At 41.2% G+C, this 24681-nt stretch carries 28 protein-coding genes; 17 read left to right on the top strand and 11 right to left on the bottom strand.

The window, feature by feature from the left end; translation table 11 throughout:
• Nucleotides 1-127: 127 nt before the first annotated feature.
• The 6 genes from L1D46_RS08320 to L1D46_RS08345 form a co-directional block, all read right to left on the bottom strand.
• Nucleotides 128-598 (bottom strand): hypothetical protein, encoded by a 471-nt coding sequence (locus L1D46_RS08320; protein WP_239977312.1) that lies wholly within the window; start codon nt 596-598, stop codon nt 128-130.
• Nucleotides 598-1749, bottom strand: coding sequence for a PepSY-associated TM helix domain-containing protein (locus L1D46_RS08325; protein WP_239977328.1), 1152 nt, complete (start codon nt 1747-1749; stop codon nt 598-600). The genes L1D46_RS08320 and L1D46_RS08325 overlap by 1 nt, the downstream gene beginning before the upstream one ends.
• A 99-nt stretch (nt 1750-1848) precedes the next feature.
• Nucleotides 1849-2688, bottom strand: coding sequence for a mechanosensitive ion channel family protein (locus L1D46_RS08330; RefSeq protein ID WP_130052153.1), 840 nt, complete (start codon nt 2686-2688; stop codon nt 1849-1851).
• Nucleotides 2689-2721: 33 nt separating this feature from the next.
• Nucleotides 2722-3432 (bottom strand): LrgB family protein, encoded by a 711-nt coding sequence (locus tag L1D46_RS08335; protein ID WP_167657887.1) that lies wholly within the window; start codon nt 3430-3432, stop codon nt 2722-2724.
• Nucleotides 3422-3775, bottom strand: coding sequence for a CidA/LrgA family protein (locus L1D46_RS08340; protein WP_239977313.1), 354 nt, complete (start codon nt 3773-3775; stop codon nt 3422-3424). Before L1D46_RS08340 ends, L1D46_RS08335 begins: the two co-directional genes overlap by 11 nt.
• Before the next feature lie 69 nt (nt 3776-3844).
• The gene (locus tag L1D46_RS08345) at nt 3845-4636 is read right to left on the bottom strand and encodes a crotonase/enoyl-CoA hydratase family protein (RefSeq protein WP_239977315.1); all 792 of its coding nucleotides are present in this window, start codon (nt 4634-4636) and stop codon (nt 3845-3847) included.
• A gap of 258 nt (nt 4637-4894) precedes the next feature.
• Here L1D46_RS08345 and L1D46_RS08350 point away from each other — a divergent pair, with 258 nt between their 5' ends.
• From L1D46_RS08350 to L1D46_RS08370, 5 genes are all read left to right on the top strand, one after another.
• Nucleotides 4895-6097 carry an efflux RND transporter periplasmic adaptor subunit gene (locus L1D46_RS08350; RefSeq protein WP_239977317.1) on the top strand — a complete coding sequence of 401 codons (1203 nt, stop codon included), beginning with the start codon at nt 4895-4897 and terminating at the stop codon, nt 6095-6097.
• Between the two features lie 9 nt (nt 6098-6106).
• Complete coding sequence (locus tag L1D46_RS08355) at nt 6107-9220, top strand: multidrug efflux RND transporter permease subunit (RefSeq protein WP_130052149.1); 3114 nt, start codon at nt 6107-6109, stop codon at nt 9218-9220.
• 117 nt (nt 9221-9337) lie between these two features.
• The gene (locus L1D46_RS08360) at nt 9338-9658 is read left to right on the top strand and encodes an HI1450 family dsDNA-mimic protein (protein WP_130052148.1); all 321 of its coding nucleotides are present in this window, start codon (nt 9338-9340) and stop codon (nt 9656-9658) included.
• A 44-nt stretch (nt 9659-9702) separates the two neighbouring features.
• Nucleotides 9703-10512, top strand: coding sequence for a DUF481 domain-containing protein (locus tag L1D46_RS08365; RefSeq protein WP_130052321.1), 810 nt, complete (start codon nt 9703-9705; stop codon nt 10510-10512).
• Between the two features lie 14 nt (nt 10513-10526).
• Nucleotides 10527-10997 (top strand): hypothetical protein, encoded by a 471-nt coding sequence (locus L1D46_RS08370; RefSeq protein ID WP_167657888.1) that lies wholly within the window; start codon nt 10527-10529, stop codon nt 10995-10997.
• 71 nt (nt 10998-11068) lie between these two features.
• Here the strand turns inward: L1D46_RS08370 and L1D46_RS08375 are convergent, their stop codons facing one another.
• Nucleotides 11069-11554 (bottom strand): peptidylprolyl isomerase, encoded by a 486-nt coding sequence (locus tag L1D46_RS08375; RefSeq protein WP_130052146.1) that lies wholly within the window; start codon nt 11552-11554, stop codon nt 11069-11071.
• Between the two features lie 12 nt (nt 11555-11566).
• Nucleotides 11567-12478: a tRNA-modifying protein YgfZ gene (gene ygfZ / locus L1D46_RS08380; RefSeq protein ID WP_239977318.1), complete on the bottom strand. Its 912-nt coding sequence runs from the start codon at nt 12476-12478 to the stop codon at nt 11567-11569.
• A gap of 120 nt (nt 12479-12598) precedes the next feature.
• On the opposite strand from ygfZ, the gene L1D46_RS08385 reads away from it, so the two are divergent.
• Nucleotides 12599-12850 carry a succinate dehydrogenase assembly factor 2 gene (locus L1D46_RS08385; protein WP_054562257.1) on the top strand — a complete coding sequence of 84 codons (252 nt, stop codon included), beginning with the start codon at nt 12599-12601 and terminating at the stop codon, nt 12848-12850.
• Nucleotides 12851-12890: 40 nt separating this feature from the next.
• Nucleotides 12891-13250 (top strand): protein YgfX, encoded by a 360-nt coding sequence (locus L1D46_RS20955; RefSeq protein WP_345779675.1) that lies wholly within the window; start codon nt 12891-12893, stop codon nt 13248-13250.
• On the opposite strand, the gene nadB is transcribed toward L1D46_RS20955, so the two are convergent.
• Nucleotides 13225-14847: an L-aspartate oxidase gene (gene nadB, locus L1D46_RS08395; RefSeq protein WP_130052143.1), complete on the bottom strand. Its 1623-nt coding sequence runs from the start codon at nt 14845-14847 to the stop codon at nt 13225-13227. The two genes, L1D46_RS20955 and nadB, sit on opposite strands and share 26 nt — an antisense overlap.
• Nucleotides 14848-15240: 393 nt before the next feature.
• Here nadB and rpoE point away from each other — a divergent pair, with 393 nt between their 5' ends.
• The 10 genes from rpoE (at nt 15241) to pdxJ (ending at nt 23762) form a co-directional block, all read left to right on the top strand.
• Nucleotides 15241-15822, top strand: coding sequence for an RNA polymerase sigma factor RpoE (rpoE, locus tag L1D46_RS08400; protein WP_036969086.1), 582 nt, complete (start codon nt 15241-15243; stop codon nt 15820-15822).
• 1 nt (nt 15823) lies between these two features.
• Entirely contained in the window at nt 15824-16450 is a 627-nt protein-coding gene (locus tag L1D46_RS08405) for an RseA family anti-sigma factor (RefSeq protein WP_239977321.1), read from the top strand.
• Nucleotides 16451-16454: 4 nt separating this feature from the next.
• On the top strand, nt 16455-17408 hold the full coding sequence (locus L1D46_RS08410; RefSeq protein WP_130052141.1) for a MucB/RseB C-terminal domain-containing protein: 954 nt from the start codon (nt 16455-16457) through the stop codon (nt 17406-17408).
• Nucleotides 17409-17411: 3 nt separating this feature from the next.
• Entirely contained in the window at nt 17412-17861 is a 450-nt protein-coding gene (locus L1D46_RS08415; RefSeq protein ID WP_239977323.1) for a SoxR reducing system RseC family protein, read from the top strand.
• Between the two features lie 70 nt (nt 17862-17931).
• Nucleotides 17932-19719 carry a translation elongation factor 4 gene (gene lepA, locus L1D46_RS08420; RefSeq protein WP_054554335.1) on the top strand — a complete coding sequence of 596 codons (1788 nt, stop codon included), beginning with the start codon at nt 17932-17934 and terminating at the stop codon, nt 19717-19719.
• Nucleotides 19720-19745: 26 nt separating this feature from the next.
• Nucleotides 19746-20681, top strand: coding sequence for a signal peptidase I (gene lepB / locus L1D46_RS08425; RefSeq protein WP_062566752.1), 936 nt, complete (start codon nt 19746-19748; stop codon nt 20679-20681).
• A 2-nt stretch (nt 20682-20683) separates the two neighbouring features.
• Nucleotides 20684-21361 (top strand): ribonuclease III, encoded by a 678-nt coding sequence (gene rnc / locus L1D46_RS08430; protein ID WP_130052139.1) that lies wholly within the window; start codon nt 20684-20686, stop codon nt 21359-21361.
• Nucleotides 21351-22283 carry a GTPase Era gene (gene era / locus L1D46_RS08435; RefSeq protein ID WP_130052138.1) on the top strand — a complete coding sequence of 311 codons (933 nt, stop codon included), beginning with the start codon at nt 21351-21353 and terminating at the stop codon, nt 22281-22283. The genes rnc and era overlap by 11 nt, the downstream gene beginning before the upstream one ends.
• Nucleotides 22284-22300: 17 nt before the next feature.
• Nucleotides 22301-22987 (top strand): DNA repair protein RecO, encoded by a 687-nt coding sequence (gene recO, locus L1D46_RS08440; protein ID WP_130052137.1) that lies wholly within the window; start codon nt 22301-22303, stop codon nt 22985-22987.
• A 43-nt stretch (nt 22988-23030) separates the two neighbouring features.
• Complete coding sequence (pdxJ, locus tag L1D46_RS08445; RefSeq protein WP_130052136.1) at nt 23031-23762, top strand: pyridoxine 5'-phosphate synthase; 732 nt, start codon at nt 23031-23033, stop codon at nt 23760-23762.
• 85 nt (nt 23763-23847) lie between these two features.
• Here pdxJ and L1D46_RS08450 read toward each other — a convergent pair whose 3' ends face one another.
• Entirely contained in the window at nt 23848-24174 is a 327-nt protein-coding gene (locus L1D46_RS08450; RefSeq protein WP_167657893.1) for a hypothetical protein, read from the bottom strand.
• Nucleotides 24175-24180: 6 nt separating this feature from the next.
• Nucleotides 24181-24663, bottom strand: a complete 483-nt coding sequence (locus tag L1D46_RS08455; RefSeq protein WP_130052134.1) for an energy transducer TonB — start codon at nt 24661-24663, stop codon at nt 24181-24183.
• Between the last annotated feature and the right edge of the window lie 18 nt (nt 24664-24681).

Below are 24681 nucleotides of genomic sequence, written 5' to 3' on the forward strand. Positions count from 1 at the left end.
ATTATTACCTTTGTAAAGGTTTTAGTGGTAATAATTAACAAAAAATTTACTTTCAACTGTTTTAGAGGGGGCGAAAGTGTTTTTAAAGAGATACAAAAAAACCACTCAGTGAGTGGCTTTTCGGATGTTATCGAGTAATAAACTGACTGGGAATATCCCATTTCAGGGTATGTAGTTGACCTTGCCAAGTTTGAATGGTGATCCATAGTTTATCGTCTGCTGAGATGGTTTTTGGGGCAATAGCATGGGCATGCTGACCATGATTTGTACCATGCATTATGCCTTCTTCATCTTTGGCAAACTCAGTCAGTGACAAAGGCGCTTTACCAATATTTAGGTAAGCCTGACGGATATTGCTGATGTCACCTTGATTAAAAGCAATAAAAAAATCTTTTACGTATTCATTGTGGTGTGAGTAAGGAGCATCTTCATTGAGCGGCATCGGCGCGATTTTAAATTCACCCGCTTGTTGCTCTTGCCAAAGAGCAGGAAACTGGGGATTTAATGATTGATAAATAAACCATACAGGCAAAGCTAGTATTACAGCATGCAAAATGTACTTTTTACGTTGCCACCAAGTTGCTTGTAAACGAGCCATTAGTTTGCCTCCTGAACATTATTTACTGGCGCAGTTTGGCGCGCTTTTACCGGTTTGCTATTAACTAATTTAGCGGCATACATCATAAAACCTGTGATTGACATTCCACTTAAAATTAAACCAAAAATAAACCAAATAACTTTTGTCCAAAGACCGCCAATATTACCGTAATGCAGTGGATCAGCGATATGCGACAGGGTTTGTAAAGCGTTCATCGTCTCAGGGCTTTTGCTTACTGCAATTTCACCAGTCCATGGATTGACTGATGTTGAGTAGGCGTAGTTATCATAGAAAATAGTATCGCCACTTCCCATGATGTTAAACATGCCACGGTTATGCTCAGGGAGCATCACATAGCTTGCTTTGAAATCTGGGTATTTCTCTTTGGTAATCGCTAATGCCGCTTTTAAGTCTGTAGGCGGTGTTTGTTTATCTGCAGGTAAGGCTGACACAGCCACTAGCGGTGCGTGCTCTTCTATGTCTATTTCGTTATGCCACATGATGGCTTGTACTAAATACCACAGGCCAGTCAAAGCCATCACAGCCATAAACCAAATTGACCAAACGCCACTTAGGGTATGTAAATCTTTTAGAAAGGTTTTTTTACCTTGGTTAAAACGTAGTTTTGGCTGACTAAATGCACGCCAAAAGTTTTTATAAATCACTAAGCCTGTTACTAGCGCACCTAAAATGACAAAAGCCATGGCGCTGACTAGGTAGTAACCTACGCTGTAACCTTCTTGCCAAGGGAAGAATAGCCAGCCGTGTAGGGTACGCATAAATTCAATAAAAGAGATCGTGTCATTAACCGCTTGTACTTCGCCTGTATATTGATTGACGTAGGCCACAGCATAAGGTTTGTCAGTATCGGTGAAAATAACAGCATTCACCAGATAAGGCTCATAAGTGAGAACACTCATCACATCAGCTGTAGGGTAGGCTTTTTCAACGCTACTAATAACTTGATCAACACCTAGTGCTGGTAAGTCATTTGGGTTGTTTGCACGTGCTTCACTGTTAGTGAGCCAAGTAAGCTCATGGCTTATCACAGACACAGTACCTGTGATACAGATAAAGCAAAATAGCACCCACAAAGGGAGCGAAAACCAACCATGTAGTTGGAACCAAAGACGTTTACTCATGGTAAAAATAGCTCGACGTTAATTGATGATAGTAATTGTTATCATTTAAATTGTACTACAATGTTTTAAACAAACACAATCACTGTCGTCGAACCAGTAAAAAGGCTATTAAGCGCCTTTTTCGGAATTTTGATTCAGGGTAACAATCCGTTGTGGGAAAGGAATTTCGATATCCGCCCCCTGAATTGCTTTAAATACATTGCGGTTAACCGCTAATTTAGTCTCTATAATTTTGGTGGTTGGCACCCAAAAGCGATAGCTCAAGGTAACACCGCTTTGTGCAAAGCGCTCAATACCTACTTGTGCGTGAGGAGAGTCACTAACTAGCTCATGATCGTTTAAGACTTTTTCGATAAGCTCAATAGCTAGGTCAGCATTTGCATCATAAGCTATGTCTATTTCGCCTTTGACTAGTGAATAGCTAAACGAGTTATGTAAAATCTCGCCAACAATATGTTTGTTAGGAATGGTGATTTCGACTTTTTCTTCGTTAATAAGAATCGTGTGGCCAAGCTCAATGGTTTTAACTTGTCCGCTTACTCCTTTCACTTCGATAGTATCGCCAACGACAAATGGCCTTGTTGCAATGATCGCAAGACCAGCGCCGTAGTTTGAGAGCATGCCTTGCATTGCTAAACCTGCACCTAATGATGCGGCACCAATCGCTGCCACAAAAGGCGTGACGCTAATGCCTATTTTACCAAGGGCAATAACTAAGAACATGATGATCAGCAATACTTTTATGACATTACTGACAAAGTTGGTGAGGGTGATATCGATATTATGACGCTGCATGAGGCCAGCCACCATATTCGATACTTTTTGCGCAATCCATAAGCCAAAAAATAGAATTAAGATGGCACCTACAATTTGCATGCTATAGGTGACTAAATATTCCATTATCAGATTGTAGTATTTTTCGACTTGTTGTATTTCTGAGTCAATCATGTGTTTTCCTAACAAGGTTACTGCGAGCGTTGACTATACCAGAATATGCTGAATAACAGGATAGAGTATTGGCACTATAATAGCGCTTAGTAGTGCGCTTAATGCCATAGCTACAGAGGCAAAGGCGCCAGCTTTTGGCTGATCAGCAATCAATGACGCTGTACCAATGGCGTGACATGCAGTGCCAATGGCAACGCCTTTTGCTTGAGCGTTGCGAATATTTATCAGCGAGAAAATCAAATTACCAAAAATAGCCCCTAATACGCCAATAAAGATCACCATTGCTGCGGCCAAAGAGGGAATGCCCCCCAGTGATTCTGTCACTAATAAAGTGATCGGTGTCGTTACTGACAAGCTGGCAAGTGATGCACTTAACTGCGTGGGTGCGTCAAAAATATAGCATATTAGCGATGCTACCAGCGTCGCATTGAATACCCCTAAACTACAACTTATAAGAATTAATAGTAGGTTCTTTTTTACATGTATAAATTGCTGATAAAGCGGTAAAGCTAAAGCCACAATCGCAGGCTCAAGTAACCAACTTAAAATTTTACTGTGTTCGGCAAAAGGTGCGTAAGGGAGTTTAAATATCACTAACAGCGCCGCAATTAAGACAATTGCCCAGCACACAGGGTTGCTAAGTGCTTTAGGAATGGCATGGTGTGCTTTAGAGTTCAAAAAGCGTAACACTAAGAAAAGAGCAATAATAAAAGGAACGCTTAGCCACCATAAACTAACTGTCATTTTCACGTCCTTTAAAGTAAGCAATAACAGAGCCTATTAGTAAAACACTGGTCAGTGGCACTACAAAAAAAATAGTCAGTAATAAAGGCCAATTCTGTGTAATTAAACCTAGGTGCTCAATAATGCCAACCCCAGCTGGGATGAAAAATAACGGCATATAATTAAGTAAAGGGCTGGCTGTCGGTTTTAAGTGTTGTTCTTTCACTAGGCCCGTTAACAGTAATACAAGCAGTAACACCATAGCTAGCAATGGGGCAGGGAAAGAGCTTTCAAGCAAAGCCGTCAAATATTTAGCAACGGCTAAACAGCCAAGAATAATGATACTACTGATGAGGTATTTCATGAGTCAGGATGATTGCGAATAAAGTACAACTACATCATACCCTTGTCAGTTGTACTATGCGACTTTAGCTTACCATGATTTTGCATTATTAAATTTGATGTCTTCAGCGCCTTTCGCCTTCGCAATAGCCTTTTTGGTATTAGGGTTCATCAGTAAACGAATTTGACTCCATGTTTCTTTAGCGAGAATTTTGCGCTGCTGTGAGCGATAGCTTTGCTGAGTAATTCGTTTAATTGCAGCAAGGGTATCCGGCGAGCGGGCCATCAGTGTTTCGAGTACAGCGTCTGTTTGTTTATCAATGTCATCAGTTAGTTGCGTAACTAAGCCATATTCTTTTGCGTCTTCAGCCGAGATAGAGCCTGCATGACTTGCCAACCAAAGAGCTTGGTCGCGTTTCATCAAGCCAGCAAGTACCACGTTAGCCCCCATATCTGGGCAAAGGCCCCAACGCGCTTCCATGATGGCTAATTTGGCATTTTTATCGACGATGCGGTAATCAGCACCGAGTGCGATTTGCATGCCGCCACCAAAGCAATGTCCGTTAATTTTAGCAATCACTGGAATACTTAAATCTTGCCAACCTAACACGACTTTCTGCGCTAGGTTTTGGTTTCCTGGTAACCATTTGAATAAGAGTTTGACGATATTACTCGGCTTTTTCATCACCGCAGCAACATCTAGCCCAGAGCAAAAGTGTCCACCTTCGCCAGATATAACGACAGCGCGTAAATTGCGATCGCGTTTAATTTTTTTTATTACGTTTGAAAGCTCAACAAACATAGCAAAACTTAGTGCATTTTGTTTCTCGGGACGAACAAGGCTAACCCATGCGACTTGTTGTTTTATTTTTAGTTTTATCATGGTAACTCCTCTGACCTGTTTGCTAGAGCTTACGAGTTAATTACAACTAAGTAAAGAATTGCTGATGTGTCGCAAGGAATCACTATATTTTCCAAAAATGGGTAACCTTGTCATATATTTAGTTACAAATTGATGTATATTTTTAAAACAAAGATGCTAGTTCATAGCTAGTTTGGTTTTGTGAATAGTTAGATACTTTCACAAAATCCCATGACACGACTAGACTTAGCTTTAAGTCGCGCTACAAGGAGTAAAAATATGCTGATGCGCAACACAGCTCGCATAACTAAACAATCATCTCGTTCTTTGGCTTTTGCTGCTTTTTCAGTAGCTTTAACAACCACAATGGTTGGCTGTTCAGATGATAAAGCACAACAACAAGCTACGCCGCCACCGGCCGTATCAGTATTTAATGTCGTCACACAAGAAGTTGGTAATTACCGAGAATTTGTTGCGCGTACTGAAGCATTCCAAGAGGTCGCAATTAGAGCCCGAGTTGAGGGGGAATTAATAGAACGTCACTTTAATGAAGGCTCGTCTGTTGAAAAAGATCAGCTTTTACTAAGGATTGACCCATCTGAATATCGCTCAACGGTCGCAGAAGTTGAAGCTGACCTGAAAAGTAAAATTGCTGCAGCGGATGCTGCTGAACGTGATTTAAAGCGCGGAAGAGATGTGGCCGCACAAGGTTTTATTTCACAATCAGACCTCGATAAACTCACTACTAACTTTGAGCAAACGGCTGCAGCTGTAAAAGCGGCTGAGGCAGAGCTTGAAAAAGCAAAGCTTAATTTAAGTTATACAGATATTCGTGCACCGTTTGCAGGGCGTATTGGTAAAGTAAATTATGATGTTGGCAATATTGTTGGTCCATCATCAAATGAACTCGCAGAGCTTACCGATGTTGACCCAATTTACGTGAGCTTTCAGGTTGAAGAAGCAGATTACATCTCTTATCGCCAGCAACATCAAGCACCTTCAGATAAAGACCCTCGTGATGTGCCCATTGACTTAACTTTGCGTTTACCGAATAACTCGACATTTCCTGACAAAGGTGTACTGGATTTCGCAGATACTAAAATTAATCGAAACACAGGTACGGTTGAGCTTAGAGCTGAATTTGATAACCCTGATGGCATAGTTATGCCTGGCTTATTTGTTACCTTAATCGTTGAAAGTACCAATAAACAGGAGCTGGCATTAATTCCACAAGTAGCGGTACAAGAAAACCAGCAAGGTAAGTTTGTACTTGTTGTTGATGATGAAAATAAAGTTGCTATGCGTATCGTCAAACTTGGTCGTCGCATTAATGCTATGTGGGTTGTTGAGTCAGGCTTAGAAGCTGGTGAAAAAGTCATAATCGAAGGTTTACAAAAAGTTCGCCAAGGTGCTGAAGTGAAAGCGGTTGAAAAAAACGTCGATGAGACAACTGGCACTATTTCTAGCAAAGCTAACTCTTAGGATTGAGATATGATCAGTAAAACTTTTATATCTCGCCCAAAGTTTGCCTTGGTAATATCGATTGTTATTACTATTGCGGGTTTAATTTCAATGGCATTGTTGCCAGTGAATATGTACCCGCAAATTACACCTCCGCAAGTTCAAATTAGTGCCAGTTACCCAGGTGCAAGTGCACAAATAGTTGAAGAGTCGGTGATCAGGCCCATAGAAGAGCAGGTTAATGGTGTTGAAGATATGATGTATATCGAATCAACATCTTCTAATAACGGTACGGCTAATATAACCGTGTACTTTAAGGTCGGAACAGACACAGATATAGCCCAAGTTAACGTACAAAACCGCGTCGCACTCGCTGAAGCAGGCTTACCTGAAGAGGTGAAACGTCAAGGTGTGTCGGTTAAGAAAAAATCGAGCTCGATGCTACTGGGTATTAACTTATATTCGAACCAAGAAAATATCGACGCAATTTTCTTGAGTAATTATGCGACAAACTATTTAACAGAGCCATTAGGGCGTATTAATGGAGTTGCATCTGCTGAAGTAATGGGCGAGCAAACTTATTCTATGCGCTTGTGGTTACGCCCTGATCGGATGGCATCACTTGGATTAACGGTGTCAGAGGTTCGAGCTGCGTTGCAAGAGCAAAATACCATAGTCGCTGCGGGTAAGCTTGGTGCTGCGCCTTCTGAACCGAGTCAGCAGTTTGAATATTCAATTCAAGCTAAAGGGCGCTTAAAAACCCCTGAAGAATTTGGTCAAACCATTATTCGCTCAAGCAAAGATGGCAACTTTGTACGCTTAAACGATATTGCACGTATTGAATTAGGTGCAGCAAGTTACAGTACAACAGCAAAGCTAAACCAGCAAGACACTGCGTTTATTGTTATTTATCAGCTGACAGAAGCGAATGCGACTCAAGTTGCTGCTGATGTAAAAGCACGTATGGCAGAGCTTGCTAAACAGCTACCGGATGGTGTTGAGTACTCAATTCCTTACGACACAACAGAGTTCATCAATCGTTCTATTGACGAAGTGGTTATTACTCTTGTTCAAGCGGTCGGCTTGGTTATTTTAGTCGTGTTTTTATTCTTACAAAATTGGCGCGCTACGCTTATTCCAACGGTTGCTATTCCAGTATCGTTAGTGGGGACTTTCGCGTTTATGATGATGATGGATTACTCCATCAACTTGATCACTTTATTCGGTTTAGTCCTTGCAATAGGTATTGTTGTGGATGATGCCATTATTGTAATTGAAAACGTTGAGCGAATACTTAAAGAAGAAAAATTGCCAATTAAAGAAGCGGTCACAAAAGCGATGGAGCAGGTATCGGGGCCAATAGTGGCAACGACCTTAGTATTGCTTGCGGTGTTTGTGCCTGTTGGCTTTATGCCCGGAATAACAGGGGAGCTTTATAAACAGTTCTCGGTGACTATTTCGTTTGCGGTACTCATTTCTTCTTTAAACGCACTGACATTAAGCCCTGCTTTGTGTGCTTTATTGTTAAATGAAAAGGCCATGAAGCCGATTAAATGGTTAGCGCCTTTCGAAAATATTATTACTCGCTCGACCAGTGGCTACAGTAAGGTTATTCAATTTATCTTAAAACGCACAGCAAGAATGGCGCTGTTCGCAGTGGTTATTTTTGCTGCGGCAGGGTGGTTGGTGAAAACAGTTCCTACGGGCTTTGTTCCAGCAGAAGACCAAGGATTTCTTTTTGTTGATGTGCAATTACCTGATGCCGCAGCAAGCGGTCGTACTAAAGAAGTGATGCACAAATTGGGTGATATAGTGAAAAATGAACCTGCCGCAACCGATTTTATTGCGGTATCTGGCTTTTCATTACTAGGTGGTGCAGGTTCTAATAATGCTTTGGGTATCGTCGTGCTCAAAGATTGGGAAGAGCGTACAAGTCCGGAGCTTGGATTACGCGCGGTACTGACGCGTTTAATGGGTCAGTTTTGGGCTATGCCAGATGCGCAAATTATGGCATTTAATCCTCCTTCAATACCGGGTCTTGGCACGAGTGCTGGCTTTGAGTTTAGATTACAAGACAGCGAAGGGCGTGAGCCTGCTGAGCTTGCACAAGTGTTAAATGGCCTGATTTATGAAGCCAACCAGCGTCCAGAGCTTTCTAATGTTTACAGTACATTTAGAGCGAACGTTCCACAGTATTTTCTTGAAATTGACCGTAATAAGGCAAAAGCTCAAGGGGTAGCGCTTAGTGATATTTTCTTAACTTTACAGGCGCAATTAGGGTCGTTATACATTAATGACTTTAACCAATTTAGCCGTACTTACCGCGTTATCATGCAGGCGGAAAGCCGTTTTCGTCAAAACCCTGCAGACTTGCAGTACTACTATGTACGAAATGATGAGGGGGCAATGGTGCCGCTCACCACTTTAGCTAAACTTGAGCCAATTCTTGGTCCAACAAGTTTGACCCATTTTAATTTATATCGCAGCGCCAGTATTAGCGGACAGCCAGCAGCGGGTTATGCCAGTGGTGATGCTATTAAAGCAATGCAAGAGTTGGCTGAGCAGCTACCAACGGGCTATGTCTATGAGTGGGCTGGGCAATCGAAACAAGAGATTGAAGCCGGAAATATGGCGCCCATCTTGTTTGGCTTAGCGGTGGTGTTTGTTTATCTATTCTTAGTAGCGCAATACGAAAGTTGGACAATTCCGTTCTCGGTAATTGCAGCGGTACCGCTGGCGTTATTTGGCGCCATGCTTGCGCTATATGTGATTGGTATGGAAAACAACATCTATGCGCAGGTTGGTTTAGTGCTCCTGATTGGTCTATCCACCAAGACCGCTATTTTAATTGTTGAATTTGCTATGGAAGAGCGCGCGGCAGGTAAAAGTATTTTTGAAGCGGCTCTTAACGCTGCAAGATTACGCTTTAGGGCTGTATTAATGACGGCACTCTCGTTTGTGCTTGGTGTATTACCGCTGGTGTTTGCAAGTGGCGCAGGGGCCGGTAGTCGTATATCGCTCGGTATTACCGTGTTATTTGGGATGCTAGCTGCAACCATCTTTGGCACCTTGTTAGTTCCGCTATTTTATACATTAGTGCAATCAATGCGTGAAAAAATAAAAGGCACAGCGAGTTCAGAGTAAAAATTCTTAAAATTACAAAAAAGTCAGGGTAACCTGGCTTTTTTTTTGGTAAAACTCAAAAGAGGTTTGTTATCATAGCCGAATTCAAAGCGATACACATGTGCAGAGGTTTAAGGAATGGCTGGTCCACGCTTATACAGTGAAGAAGAAGTAACTCATCAGGCTTATGATATCTTTTTAGAGTTAGCGCCTGATAACTTAAGCGAGCAAGATATTGCTTATTTTAACGAGCACAGAGAAGAGCTTGGCTTTATTGAAGAAGGTGAGCCTGACGAGCAGTGGCAAGATTTTGTTGCACTAGAAATTGAACCTGAGCTGTTTGTGCAAGTCTTAGTAGGGCTTGAATTCGACAATCAAGATATTTTATTTGCGAAAATATTAATTAGCCGAGACAAAGATGCACCGTTTTGCCACATCCTATGGAAAGATAGCGAATAACTCTCCAGCCGATGTTTGACTCTACTTTTAGTTGTTTTAATTCAATAAAACGAATTATTTTGCCCGCCCTGCTCGTATGCAGTTGGCAGGCTTTTGCTGTTGATCCGTTTGAAGACTTTCATGAATACGGACAATTATCAGAAGAAGAAATTCATAAAATTCATAAAGGCGAGTTGCTGTATGGAGATATGGAGTTTGGCTTTATGGTAAGTCGTGGCAATACTAACTCAACTAGTTTCAAACTCAAAGGTAATCTCTACCAAGATTTTGAAAAATGGCGCAACCAATTTAAGCTCGATACTTTATACAAACGTGACCGCAATGAAGAAACCGGTGATGAAGAAGTCTCAGCTGATCGAATATTTGTATCAGGCCAAGGCAACTATAAGCTAAATGTGAAAAATGAGTCATTTTTTATTTATGGTGACTACGAGCGAGATAAATTTAGTGGTCTTGAGTTTAAGAGCACAGTAGCGACTGGTTACGGTAATCGCATTTATCAAGGCAGTAAGAATAAAGTCGATATCGATGTTGGCCCTGGTTTATATCGATCGGTGGCTGATCAAGATACGGCTACAGAAGAAGATCAAACAAAAACGGGTTATCTACTTCGTTTAGCGCTGCAGTGGGAGCGTACGGTCTCTGCGCGAACTCGCTTTAATCAAGACGTTAGTTATGAGCAATCGTTGTCAGGGTTAAACTCGCGTTTAAAATCAGAAACCTCATTGATCAGCAAAATCATGGGTGATGTTTCACTCAAATTTACCTATATGTATCGCTATAACTCAAAACCAGAGGAAGATAAGCTTAAGTACGATTCTGAGCTGAGTGCGACTTTTGTTTATAGCTTTTAAGAGAATACCTCACTATGTATCAACATAAGCAGTACGCTATTTTTATTTTTGTTATATTAGGCTGGATTGGCGGCTTCATCGCCTTAGCTTGGAATTTAATTGGTGCAGATATTCCGCTCATGGTGTTTAGCGCTATTTTGGTGCTGGTGGCCTTTTTATTCCATGGTTTAACCATCAAGGTCAACGATAAAACCGTTAGCTGGGCATTTGGACCTGGTGTATTTGGTAAAACAGTAGCTTTTGATGAGATTGAGTCTGTTCGAGCTGTAAGTAACTCATTTCGACATGGCATAGGCCTTCGTATTACTCATGATGGTTGGGTTTATAGTGTATCAGGATTCAGTGCTGTAGAACTGGCAATGAAAGACGGTACTCACTATCGCTTAGGAACCAACGACCAAGATGGTTTACTTGCTGCACTTAAATTGCATATTACTGAAGCAGTACCAGAAATTAGCAAAGAGGCTACGTCAGAAGCAGAGTAAATGATCAGCTATTTGACAGCAGTATATAGACATAAAAAAAGCGCCATAGGCGCTTTTTTTATGTCTATATTTTAATGGCTGTGACCACAACCACCTTCACCGTGCACATGACCATGTGCTAACTCTTCTTCAGTTGCATCGCGTACTTCAAGTACTTCAACATCAAAATGTAGCGTAATACCTGAAAGAGGGTGGTTACCATCTACAATGACGTCTTCGTCTTGAATTTCGATGATCATCACTGATTGGTCGCCAGCATCTGTCGTAGCGCGGAACTGCATACCAACTTCAATTTCCATACCTTCAAACATTGATTTTGGTACTGCTTGCATTAGGTCATCGTGACGCTCACCATAGCCTTGCTCTGGTTCAACGGTTACGCTGAATGTGTCGCCTGCTTCTTTACCTAATAGCGCATTTTCGAGGCCTGGAATTAAGTAACCTGTGCCAACGATGAACACTAGTGGCTCACCATCGAAAGAGTTGTCGATGGTGTTTTTGTTATTATCCAATACTGAATAATGCATTTTTACCACTTTGTTTGCTGCTACGATCATAGTCATTCCTATTTATTCATCTTCGAGAGAGTAAGGCAGAGCTTGAATTGATAACTCTACCTGAGGGAGGTGTTTTGCCCGCAAAATTTGGCCTGCTTCATTATCGTTAGGAAGCACAACCAGACCCATTAAGGTTTGCGTTTGTTGATTATAACTTTGGCTGATAAGCTTGCCGGCACGGCGCCAGTTTTCGCCCATTTGTGTTTCAAGTTCAAGCTCATCAAGTAAGCCTTCAGCTTTGCCTGACACGATATACATAGCACGTTTATTTTTGCCTAGGTATTTCATACGGGCTACGGTTTCTTGCCCTGTGTAGCAGCCTTTTCTGAAACTGATACCACCGAGCGCTTGCAAGTTAACCATTTGCGGTACGTATTCACCAATAGCATCGCTATTTAATGATGGCTCACCAGCTGCAATAGCTGCTTGTTGCCATGGAGCGTCATCTTCAAGCGCTATTACGTTATCAGGTAAGCTAAACTCATCATTGACCATAAGTAATACGCGGTTATTTGCAAGCTTGAGGGCTTTACCGTCAGCAAAATCGACTGCGCTATGCTCATCATCAAAAGTAATTGCTAAGGTTTCTAAAGCCGCTGTTAGGTCATCACCTAATAAGCCAATTAGCTGTTTTTCAGATTGCTGAATTTCTACTTGCGAAAATACAGCATATTTTTTTAACTCGACTAGAGATTGTTCTACCTCAGGCTTTGAACCTGCCAGGTAATAGCTGTCAAGGTGAGAAAACAACCTAAACACACCCCAAAGTTTGCCTTTTGCATTACAGTGGCCAGCCCAAAGGAAGTTATCATTGCTTAACTTGTTGATATCTTGCGTGATTTGTCCGTGAAGGTAAGATAACTTATCTTTGCCTGTCAGGCTGATAAGTGAATAAGATAAAGGACATGCGTAAACAGTCGACATAAAAACCTTCTTTACGATATGAATGAGCGCTAATGATAACTTAGTTAGGGTAGCAATTTAAATAGCTGTTTATTCGATAGCAATTTGGTAAACTGCAGACAAATAAGTACGAGGTTTAAAATGACTGAAATTCACAGTAAAGAACGTATTCGTTGGGCATGCCGTCGCGGTATGTTAGAACTAGATGTTTTATTTATGCCATTCGTTGAAGAAGCGTTTGACTCACTATCAAAAGAACAGCAAGCTGTTTTTCAACGCTTACTTGAGTGCGATGATCCTGATTTATTCGCATGGTTTATGGGTCACGAAGAGTGTAAGGACCCAGAGCTAAACGGTATGGTCGCGTTAATTTTAGACCGAGTTCGTGTATAGATTTACCGTTACAAATAACACCACAGACCACAAACCCTTTGTGGTCTTTTTTTGCTTGATAGCCATCATATTATGCTTTGCTTACCAGCATGTTATTGCTCAGCTTTTGGCGTGTTTAGCTTGTCTTTTTCTAGCCATTCTGTGTTTTAAAAAAGCCCAACATGCGCAGCCTGAAAATGGCGTTATTATTTTAGAGCAAGCAGAGCTTAGGTTCGTGAACGACAATCTTAAAATTCAAGGCCAGATAATGGCTAAAAGTTATGTGTTTGCTAATTTTGTAGTGCTAAGGCTGGCGGGGTTTTATAAATCACACTGGCTGATAATTAATGCAGCCAGTGTTGATGAAATGAGTTATTCGCGGTTAAAGCGTGCGATTATTGCAGTGCAGCAACCGTCTTAGGGGTTAAAATTGTTGGTGTGGGATTCTCGTTTTGCTCAGGATAATCAATAGTGTAATGAAGGCCACGGCTTTCTTTGCGCTCAAGTGCGCTGCGAATAATAAGCTCTGCGACCTGCACTAAGTTTCGAAGTTCTAACAAATTATTTGTAACCCTAAAGTTAGCGTAGTAATCATGAATTTCTTGCTGTAGTAACTCTACTCGGTGAAGCGCGCGCTCTAAGCGTTTTGTAGAACGGACAATACCGACGTAATCCCACATAAATAATCTTAGCTCATGCCAATTATGGGTAATAACAATTTCTTCGTCTGAGTTAGTTACACGACTTTCATCCCATAGTGGTAAAGCTTCAAGGGCTGGGCTTGAATCTATTTTGCTTAAAATATCCTTTGCGGCAGCATGAGCAAATACAATACATTCAAGTAGTGAGTTACTGGCCATGCGATTAGCACCATGTAAGCCTGTGTAAGCTACTTCGCCAACCGCATAAAGGTTGTCTAAATCTGTGCGGCCATTGAAGTCGGTCATAACACCACCGCAGGTATAGTGTGCAGCGGGTACTACCGGAATGGCTTCTTTGGTAATGTCGAGACCAACACTTAAGCATTTTGCGTAGATAGTCGGGAAATGCTCAATGATAAAATCTTTTTCTTTATGACTAATATCAAGGTATACACAGTTCGCGCCAAGGCGTTTCATTTCAAAATCGATAGCGCGAGCAACGATATCGCGAGGAGCAAGTTCTCCGCGTTCGTCAAAATCTTTCATAAAGCGGGTGCCGTCAGGGCGTTTTAAGTAAGCTCCCTCACCTCGCATTGCTTCTGTGATTAAAAAGTTTTGCAGTTCTGGGTGATATAAACTAGTTGGGTGGAATTGATTAAACTCCATATTAGCGACACGACACCCAGCGCGCCATGCCATAGCGATACCATCACCACTGGATACATCAGGGTTAGAGGTATATAAGTACACTTTACTTGCACCACCTGTTGCAAGTGAAACGAACTTTGCTTTAATTGTTTCAACTTTTTTATCGACACAGTTCCAAACATATAAGCCATGAACATGTTTGCCTTTTTTAGCTAGGCTTTTATCAGTGATTAAATCAATGGCATTGTAGTTTTCTAATAGGGTGATATTAGGGTGTGCTTGAACTTGGCTAATTAAGGTCGTTTGTACTGCACGACCTGTAGCATCAGCAGCATGTAATATGCGACGATGACTGTGACCGCCTTCGCGGGTTAAATGGAAACGTTCTTTACCTTTTGAATCAAATTCCATATCAAAAGGCACGCCTTGTTCAATGAGCCACTTTAAACACTTTTTAGCATTGCTAGCGGTGTAGTGGACTGCGTCGCGGTCACATAATCCGCCACCTGCATCCAACGTGTCTTCAACATGAGATTCAATGCTGTCATTCTTTTTGTCAAATACTGCTGCAATACCACCTTGAGCATATAAGGTAGAACCTTCGGTTAACGCTCCTTTACTAAGTACTGTCACTTTACAGTGATTAGCTAGAGATAAAGCAAGAGAAAGGCCAGCGGCGCCGCTGCCAATGATAGCGACATCAGTAATGTGATGTTTATTTTGGTTCATGTCTGTGGTCTTTGCGGTTACAATGCTCGGCTAGTAGTGCCAAAAGTTTGAGCAAATAAATTTTTATGTGGTATACGTATATGTACCATATTTGCTTTAACACTATTAGTCATTTTAATACGTTATACCAATCTTATTAGTTTTATCGTCACATAAACAGTTTATTGTTAACTGTTTTGAATTGTGAATTTAATATAGATAACCGTTGATTTTTAGGCAGTTATTAGGATTTCCGTGTAATAAGATTGGTATGACTCAATTTATTTGCGTGCTATTTTATAAAAAAATCATTTTAAACTGAACTTTTATATTCATGGTGCAGTCAGAGTTTGTGTAAACAATGGCGAGTATATGAATAGCAAGCAAGAATCAAACAGAGGAGTACCGGCTCGAATGAGCGAGCAGGATTTGGATTTAGCGCTAGTTAAAAGGGTCCAGCAAGGAGATAAAAACGCCTTCAACCTATTAGTTAGAAAATATCAGAATAAAATTGCAGGTTTGATTTCACGTTATGTATCAAACCAAGGTGATGTTGCTGATGTCGCACAAGAAGCCTTTATTAAAGCCTACCGTGCATTGCCTAACTTTAGAGGGGATAGCGCCTTTTATACTTGGTTATACCGTATCGCCGTAAATTGTGCTAAAAATTACTTAGTTGCTCAGGGCCGTAAGCCCCCAGCTAACGATGTTGATGCCGAAGAGGCAGAGTTTTATGACAGTGCTGATGCTATGCGTTCAAACGCATCGCCAGAAAACCTGTTATTAAGTGACGAAGTACGTGCTGTAATTTTTAATACGATTGATAGTTTGCCTGAAGATCTTAAAACCGCGATTACCCTTCGTGAAATTGAAGGTATGAGCTATGAAGAAATAGCCGTGGTTATGGATTGTCCTGTGGGAACGGTACGTTCACGTATTTTCCGTGCCCGTGAGGCGATTGATAATAAATTGAACCCATTAATAGGTGAGTCTTAGTATGACAAAAGCAGACGTTAACAAGTTGGATAATGAGCAGTTATCCGCGTTACTTGACGGCGAGCAGCAGTTAACTGATCAAGCGATCACAAACGACGATGTGTCTACATTTGGTCGTTACGCAATGATTGGTGATGTAATGCGTGCTGAGGCAAATAATAACGCTTTTAACTTTGACATTGCAGATGCAGTGGCTGAAGCACTTGAGCAAGAACCTGTATACGCTGATTTCGCGAATAAAACAACGGTACCAAAAAGCGAAGAAATCGTGGCGGCAACAGGCACAGATAACGTAGTAGCATTTAATTGGCGTCGTCCATTTGCCCAAGTGGCAATTGCTGCCAGTGTTGCTATGTTTGCGATTGTGGGCGTACAAACTTTGCCACAAAACACCGAAGTACCACAAAATGACATTCCAACCTTACAAACAGTACCGTTAACCGGTATGGCTTCTCCGGTAAGTTACTCATCTGAGAAACCTGCGTTAGAGAATGCTCAGCAAGGTTTACGTGAATTACAACAGCAACGTATTGGTGCATTAGTTCTTGAACATCAACGTCAAGCGCGTGTTGCATATTCGCTAGAAGAATCGCAAACTGCAGAAAATGCAGAAGAGGAAAAAAACTAATTAAATGAAAGTTTTTACTTTTATTTTGTCGCTGGTATTAACGGCCCCTGCCATTGCTAGCGACGAAAATCCCGCCAAAACATTATTACATGATATGGCTACGGCCGTTCATACTCGCAATTTTGATGCATCGTTTGTAGTTGTAAAAGGCCAAGCGATGGAACCGTATCGATGGTTACATGCAAAACAAAATGATATCGAACTTGAGCATTTAAGTTTGCTTAACGGTGCTGGTCTTGAAATGGTGCGTGTTGATGATCAAGTTACTTATTTTGAACCGCATTCTGAGCCTTATTCAGTCAAAACAGACTCTATAGCTGGCCCTATTCCCGAAGTGCTTTTTAAAGACATCGATAGACTAAGTGCTCATTATGACTTTGTTCTTGGCGGTAAAGGTCGTATTGCTGGTCGTTCTGCACAGTTAGTGCGCATCGAATCTAAAGATGAATACAAATATAACTATTGGATCTGGCTTGATACAGAGTCTTCGTTGTTACTTAAATCAGCCTATGTAAATCACAAAGGTGAGATGCTAGAGCAATTACAACTAACTCATATTAGCGTTACAGAGCAACCTGCGCCGATGTTAGTTGAAATGCAAAACCGTGAGTTTCCTGCTGTGCTTTCAACGAATGATATTGCCAGTGATAGCGACGGCGCAGCGAATGATTGGAAAATTGGCTGGCTCCCTGATGGCTTTAAGCTGTTAAAATCAGACCGTCATAAACTCGACTTAAACAATGAACTTGCTGACTATTATTTATATTCAGATGGGTTTGTTGAAGTATCTGTTTTTATTCAAAGACCCTTACCCGGTAAACGTGCAAGTGGTGCTTTAACATCAGGTGCGACGACGGTCTATGTTCACAATGGTGGTAGCTTTGATGTATCGGTTGTTGGTAATATCCCAGCTATGACAGCCAAAGCTATAGCAGAGTCGGTAGCGCGACCTCTTTAAATTATGATTGAACAAACACTCTCTGTCGTGTCAGTTAAAGGCACGACAGCGAATTTAGAAGCAGAGCAAAAGCAAGCTTGCGCTGGCTGTAATGGTCGCTGCGGTTCGCAGATCTTTGCTAAGCTGTTCGGAACAGCAAAAAAAACCTTTCCTTATACATTCGAAAAAGAGCTACAGGTAGGGCAAAAAGTAACCTTGGCACTCGATGATAGCCACTTGGTCAAACATGCAATGGCTGTTTATATGCTACCACTTTTGTTTAGTTTAGGGTTTGCTTTAATCGCATTTGCGGCTTTTTCGCTTGCTGAAGGCTGGCAAATTTTAGCAGCCGTCATTGGTGGCTTAACGGGCTATGTGATAGCTAAATCAAGGGTTAAGAGCCTAAAGCATGATATTAAAGTAATAAAAATTCACCCAATTGCTATTCCTTTCACTCAAATAGATGGTGATTAAAGCCAATTAAATGTAAAATTGCCGCTTTATACACTTAGTCCATTTTATATAGAAGTTTAGAATCCAGTTTATGAAGCATATCCGTAATTTTTCGATCATCGCCCATATTGACCATGGTAAATCGACTCTCTCTGACCGTCTTATCCAAGTTTGTGGTGGTTTAACAGACCGTGAAATGCAGCAGCAGGTGTTAGATTCAATGGACATTGAGCGTGAGCGTGGTATTACCATCAAAGCGCAAAGTGTAACGCTAAATTATAAAGCTAAAGACGGCGAAACATACCAGTTAAACTTTATCGACACGCCAGGACACGTTGACTTCACATACGAAGTATCGCGTTCATTGGCAGCCTGTGAAGGTGCACTTTTAGTTGTTGATGCGGGTCAAGGTGTAGAAGCACAAACCTTAGCTAACTGCTACACAGCAATTGAAATGGACTTAGAAGTTATTCCAGTTCTAAATAAGATCGACTTACCACAAGCTGATCCACTTCGTGTAGCAGAAGAAATTGAAGACATCATTGGTATCGATGCCCTAGATGCTGTGCAATGTAGTGCTAAAACAGGTATTGGTATTGAAGAAGTACTCGAAATCATTGTTAAAGATATCCCGCCACCAGAAGGCGACAAAGATAAGCCACTACAAGCGCTTATCATTGACTCATGGTTTGACCCATACCAAGGTGTTGTATCATTAGTACGTATTAAACACGGTGAATTACGCTCAGGCGATAAAATTAAGATCATGTCGAATGATCAAGTTCATATCGCAGATAAAGTAGGTATTTTTACACCAAAGCAAACTAACACGGGCATCTTGAAAACCGGTGAAGTTGGCTTCGTAATTGCGGGTATTAAAGAAATTCATGGTGCACCAGTAGGTGATACTATTACTTTACAGCGTAACTCTGCTCCAGAGCGCTTACCAGGCTTCCAGCGTATTAAACCACAGGTTTACGCAGGTATGTTCCCAATTTCATCTGATGACTATGAATCATTCCGTGATGCGCTTGATAAACTGAGTTTGAACGATGCTTCGTTATTCTTCGAGCCAGAAAACTCAACAGCACTAGGCTTTGGTTTCCGATGTGGCTTCTTAGGTATGCTTCACATGGAAATCATCCAAGAGCGTCTTGAGCGTGAATACGACATTGATCTTATTACAACTGCACCAACAGTAATTTACGAAGTAGAGACTAAAGACGGAACTAAACAGATAGATAACCCGTCTGACTTACCGCCAGTGAATAATATTCTTGAAATCCGTGAGCCAATTGTTGAAGCTAACATATTAGTACCGCAAGAATTTTTAGGTAACGTAATTACGCTTTGTGTTGAAAAGCGTGGTATGCAAACTAAAATGAGCTACCATGGTAAGCAAGTTGCGGTGACGTACGAATTACCGATGGCTGAAGTAGTAATGGACTTCTTCGATAAGTTAAAATCAACAAGCCGTGGTTTTGCATCACTTGATTATAACTTTAAACATTTCCAAGCTTCAGACATGGTACGTGTTGACGTATTGATTAATGGTGAGCGTGTTGATGCGTTAGCTATTATTGTACACCGCGATATTGCACAATCACGTGGTCGTCAGTTAGCTGAAGCACTGAAAGACTTAATTCCACGTCAGCAGTTTGATATTGCGATTCAAGCAGCGATTGGGCAGCATGTTATTGCGCGTACAACAGTTAAGCAATTACGTAAAAACGTAATCGCGAAATGTTACGGTGGTGACGTGAGTCGTAAGAAAAAACTGCTACAAAAACAAAAAGAAGGTAAAAAGCGAATGAAGCAACTAGGTAACGTTGAAGTACCTCAAGATGCATTCTTAGCTATCCTTAAAGTTGGTAAATAATTAGAAGTAAATAAAGGAATTAATGCATGGCGGGTTACTTTTCTATTTTCTTAGTGTTGTTAACGCTAGGCTCAGGATTAATTTGGTTAATTGACCACTTTATGTTTGCGCCAAAGCGTCAGCAACGCATTGCCCTTGCTCAAAACGCGGCAGGTGGTGAGTTAGACGAAGAAACTGCTGCATTAATTGCGCCTGAGCCAAGTATCACTGAAACGGCTAAATCAATTTTTCCAATGATTGCGGCAATTACTATTTTCCGCTCTTTCATTTTTGAACCGTTTCAAATTCCATCGGGCTCAATGATGCCAACCTTATTGGTGGGTGACTTCATTTTGGTACAGAAGTACTCATATGGCATCAAAGATCCAATTTGGCGTAGTCAGTTAGTTGACGTTGATGAACCTGAACGTGGTGATATTGTGGTATTTAAATACCCATTAGACGAGCGTGTGGATTACATTAAACGTACGATTGGTTTACCAGGCGATAAAATTGTATATCGCAATAAGCACCTTTATATTCAGCCGAAATGCGCCGAAGGTGTGACTCAGCAAGGTGATTTGCTGTGTAATGAATACAACAAAATTGATATGGAAATCCTCAATAGTGACGAGTTCAAGCAGGGTTCTATGAATTTAGTGCGTTTAGAAGAAAACCTAAGCACAGTAAATCATAATATTTTGATTAACCCGCAAGCTCCTGAAATGAAAGGCCGTTATTATCAACAACCAGGTACACGCTCAGACGAGTGGGTTGTTCCTGCCGATCATTATTTCATGATGGGTGATAACCGTGATAATAGCCAAGATAGTCGCTTTTGGGGCTTTGTACCTAAAGAAAACTTGGTAGGTAAAGCCGTCTTTATATGGATGAGTTTTGAATTTGAAAATGGCCCAGATGACTTTTTACCAGGCTGGGTTCCAACTGGTGTTCGCTTTGAACGCCTAGGTAATATTCAGTAACGATGAAAAAAAACGTAACAGAGTTATACAACAGAATAGGTTATACATTTACTGATCAAGCTTTGCTTGAGCAGGCAATGACGCACCGTAGTCATAAAGGCCAACATAACGAGCGCTTAGAGTTTCTTGGCGACTCAATTTTGAGCTTTGTGATTGCAAATGCGCTATATACTAAATTTCCAAAAGCACGCGAAGGTGATTTAAGCCGTATGCGTTCGACCTTAGTTCGTGGTCAAACATTAGCTGAATTCGGCCTTGAATTTGGCTTAGGCGATTACTTACGCTTAGGTCCAGGTGAGCTTAAAAGCGGTGGTTTTCGCCGTGAATCAACCCTAGCTGATGCCGTTGAGGCGATTATTGGGGCAGTGTTCTTAGACTCAAACATTGAACAATGTGGTGAGTTAATTTTAAGCTGGTACGAGTCGCGTCTTGACGCAATTTCGCCGGGCTTAAATCAAAAAGATCCTAAAACATTACTTCAAGAATACTTACAAGCGCGCAAATTATCGTTACCTGGCTACACTGTAATAGATACAAAAGGCCAAGCGCACAATCAAACATTCACGGTTGAATGTATTGTTGAAGGGATGGATAGCATTATCTCAGTAGGTAGCTCTCGTCGTAAAGCTGAGCAAAAAGCCGCTGAAAAAGCCTTAAAGATACTTAAAAATGAATCTTGATGATTTAATTAGCAAAGAACCTGCAGAGCTAGACACGCACTGCGGGATGGTTGCCATTGTTGGCCGCCCAAATGTAGGTAAATCAACCTTACTTAACTATATTGTTGAGCAGAAGGTGTCGATTACTTCTCGTAAGCCACAAACTACACGTCACCGTATCATGGGTATTCATACCGAAGGTAAATACCAAGCTGTTTATGTGGATACACCTGGCTTACACGTTGAAGAAAAACGCGCTATTAACCGATTAATGAATCGTGCTGCATCAAGCTCAATTGGCGATGTAGAACTTATAATCTTTGTGGTTGAAGGCACACACTGGAATGAAGATGATGAGATGGTGCTAAACAAAGTACGTCAAAGTGGTCGTCCAGTGTTATTAGTTATGAATAAAATTGACCAAGTTAAAGACCGTGATTTAGTGCTTCCGCACATGCAGTTTTTGGGTGGTAAATTTGATTTTGTGGCTATTATTCCAGTCTCTGCAAAGCAGGGTAAAAATATTGATTTAATCAAAGATGAAGTGAAAAAGCGTTTACCGCTTTGTGAGTTTTACTTTCCTGAAGACTACGTAACAGACCGTTCAATGCGCTTTATGGCGGCAGAAGTTATTCGTGAAAAGCTGATGCGTTTTATGGGTGATGAGCTTCCATATTCAGTCACCGTTGAAATCGAGCAGTTTAAATGGCTAGAAAACGGTGTTTGGCAAATTAATGGCTTGATCCTTGTTGAGCGTGAAACGCAAAAACGCATGGTGATCGGCAATAAAGGCGAAAAGTTGAAAGTGATTGGCCGTGAAGCTCGTAAAGACCTTGAAGACATGCTGGATAACAAAGTCTTTTTAGAACTTTGGGTAAAAGTGAAGTCTGGCTGGGCTGACGATGAGCGTGCGCTACGTAGCCTTGGCTATGGTGAAGACTAAGTAAAGTCTTACACTCCATGGACAGCGAATTCTACACAGCATACTTGCTGCACCGACGTCCTTTTAGTGACTCGCAAGTAATGCTTGATATGCTGGTAGAAGGCGTAGGTCAGCTGAGAATGCTGGCGCGCATTAGTGGTCGCCAGGCCACTAAACATAAAGCACAACTACAACCTTTTCAATCTCTGCTCGTGCAATACAGCGGTAAGTCAGATTTAAAATACATCAATCGTTTTGAGCCCCATGGCGGGCAAACCGTACTGTCGGGTACTCAACTCTATTGCGGTTTTTATTTGAACGAATTAACCAACCGTATCGTACCTATCAATGAGCCGATGGAAAGTGTTTATCATCTTTATAAGAAGCATCTCGACGAATTATCAACGACTAAAAACCTACAAGCTGTACTACGCTCTTATGAGTTTCAACTGTTAGAGATGCTTGGATATGGCGTAGATTTTAGTGTTGATGCTGAAGGTGATGTAATTAACGATGCAGCAAATTATCAGTACTTTGCTGAATACGGTTTCTTGCTGCATGACGACCCCCATAGTGGCTTTTCAGGGAAGCAATTAAATGCCATAGCAGCTCATGACTTTAGCGCCCCTGATGTGTTATATATGGCAAAGCAATTAAGTCGATACTTACTCAAGCCTTTACTTGGCAAAAAGCCATTAAAAAGCCGTGAGTTATTTATTAAGTAGGCTGATGAGCAGCCTTGAATCGTTGTTTTAAACAGGTAAAAAAATGAAAGATATTCTTCTTGGTGTAAACGTTGATCACATTGCCACTTTACGCCAAGCGCGTGGCACGAGTTACCCAGATCCTGCGCATGCCGCAGCTGTTGCAGAGCATGCTGGTGCAGATGGTATCACCATCCATTTGCGGGAAGACCGTCGTCATATTCAAGACCGTGACGTATATGTGATGGCAAAAACGATTCAAACACGTATGAATCTTGAAATTGCAGTCACTGATGAAATGATCGGCATCGCCCTTGAAGTAAAACCTGCTTATGTTTGTTTAGTGCCTGAAAAACGTGAAGAGCTAACTACTGAGGGTGGTCTTGACGTTGTGGGTAATTTTGAAAAGGTAAAAGCAGCAACAGAAAAACTGACAGCTGCGGGAATTAAGGTTTCGTTATTTATTGATGCTGACAATGCACAACTTGACGCTGCAAAAGCTTGTAATGCACCATACGTTGAAATTCACACAGGTGCTTATGCCGATGCAGAGAATGACGAAGAACTTCACACAGAACTTGAACGTATTCGTAACGGCGTACAATATGCCGATAGCTTGGGTTTAATTGTTAATGCAGGCCATGGTCTTCATTATCACAATGTAAAACCAATTGCTGCAATGCCAGAAATTTACGAATTAAACATTGGTCATGCGATTATTGCGCGTGCAGCGATTGATGGCTTAGAAAAAGCAGTAAGCGATATGAAGCGCCTGATGATTGAAGCGCGTTTGTAAACATACGCTTTAATCTGTCAGCCCTTTATTGGCGCTGGCAAGTTTTGAATCGAGAGCGCGATGGATGCGATATCCACCGCGCTTTTTATTTACTTAAGTAAACTATCAATTGTGCAAGCAATGAAGCTAGCCAAGGTGAAAGGCAAAGTAGGGCGACTAAATACTGATGTTTTTTCTTAAAATTTTTTAAAACACCATCATCTATTGCCGACAATTCGCCTTTCTTGATTGAATGAAACACAATTGAGTTAGGTTTTGCTTTCATTAAGCGGGCTTGGCTTTCGTATGTTTGCCACTGCTCTGTGTAATTGGTTTTTACGTAATTATTAGCTTCAATACTTAGTTTTTTATAGCGGAGAAAAAACCAAGTGAGTGAAATAGCACTAAAGACGATAAGTAAGATAAAGTACAAAGCAAGTTACCTCGTATATTTAACAACGCGTGTACCCGTAGAATAAATAATATCGTTACTAGGGCATGAATAGTTAGGCTTGAGTGCTTTGCAAGATTGCTCAGGTGTATCAAAACAAAAATCAAAGCGGGTTTGGGTTTTCACAGCTTTATCAGTAATATTTTTCGCAAGCTCATTCCAATGCCAATTAGTGATAACATCTTTTGCCGCACTGGCAAATACAGGGTTTGTAGAGGCTATTACTCGAATATCTTCAATCTCATTTTTTGGCGTAATGACATACTCAATGGTCGCGCAGCCTTCTGCTGCTTGGAGCACCGCTTTTTTCGGATATCTGGCAGGAAAACGCTCAAGTTGCTGCCATTTTGTTGCTTTTAATTCATCATAGCTAACAGCTAAATCCGCATACTCTAGTTCCATTGGTTTATTTGTAGTTGAAGTACAGCCAAACACAAGTAAACAGCCAGCTAGAATTAGATAGTTTTTCATTAATATACTCCTTTATAT

Origin of the sequence: Pseudoalteromonas sp. Isolate3, from assembly GCF_022398505.1 — a bacterium.
In the GTDB taxonomy this organism is placed as follows: domain Bacteria; phylum Pseudomonadota; class Gammaproteobacteria; order Enterobacterales; family Alteromonadaceae; genus Pseudoalteromonas; species Pseudoalteromonas apostichopi.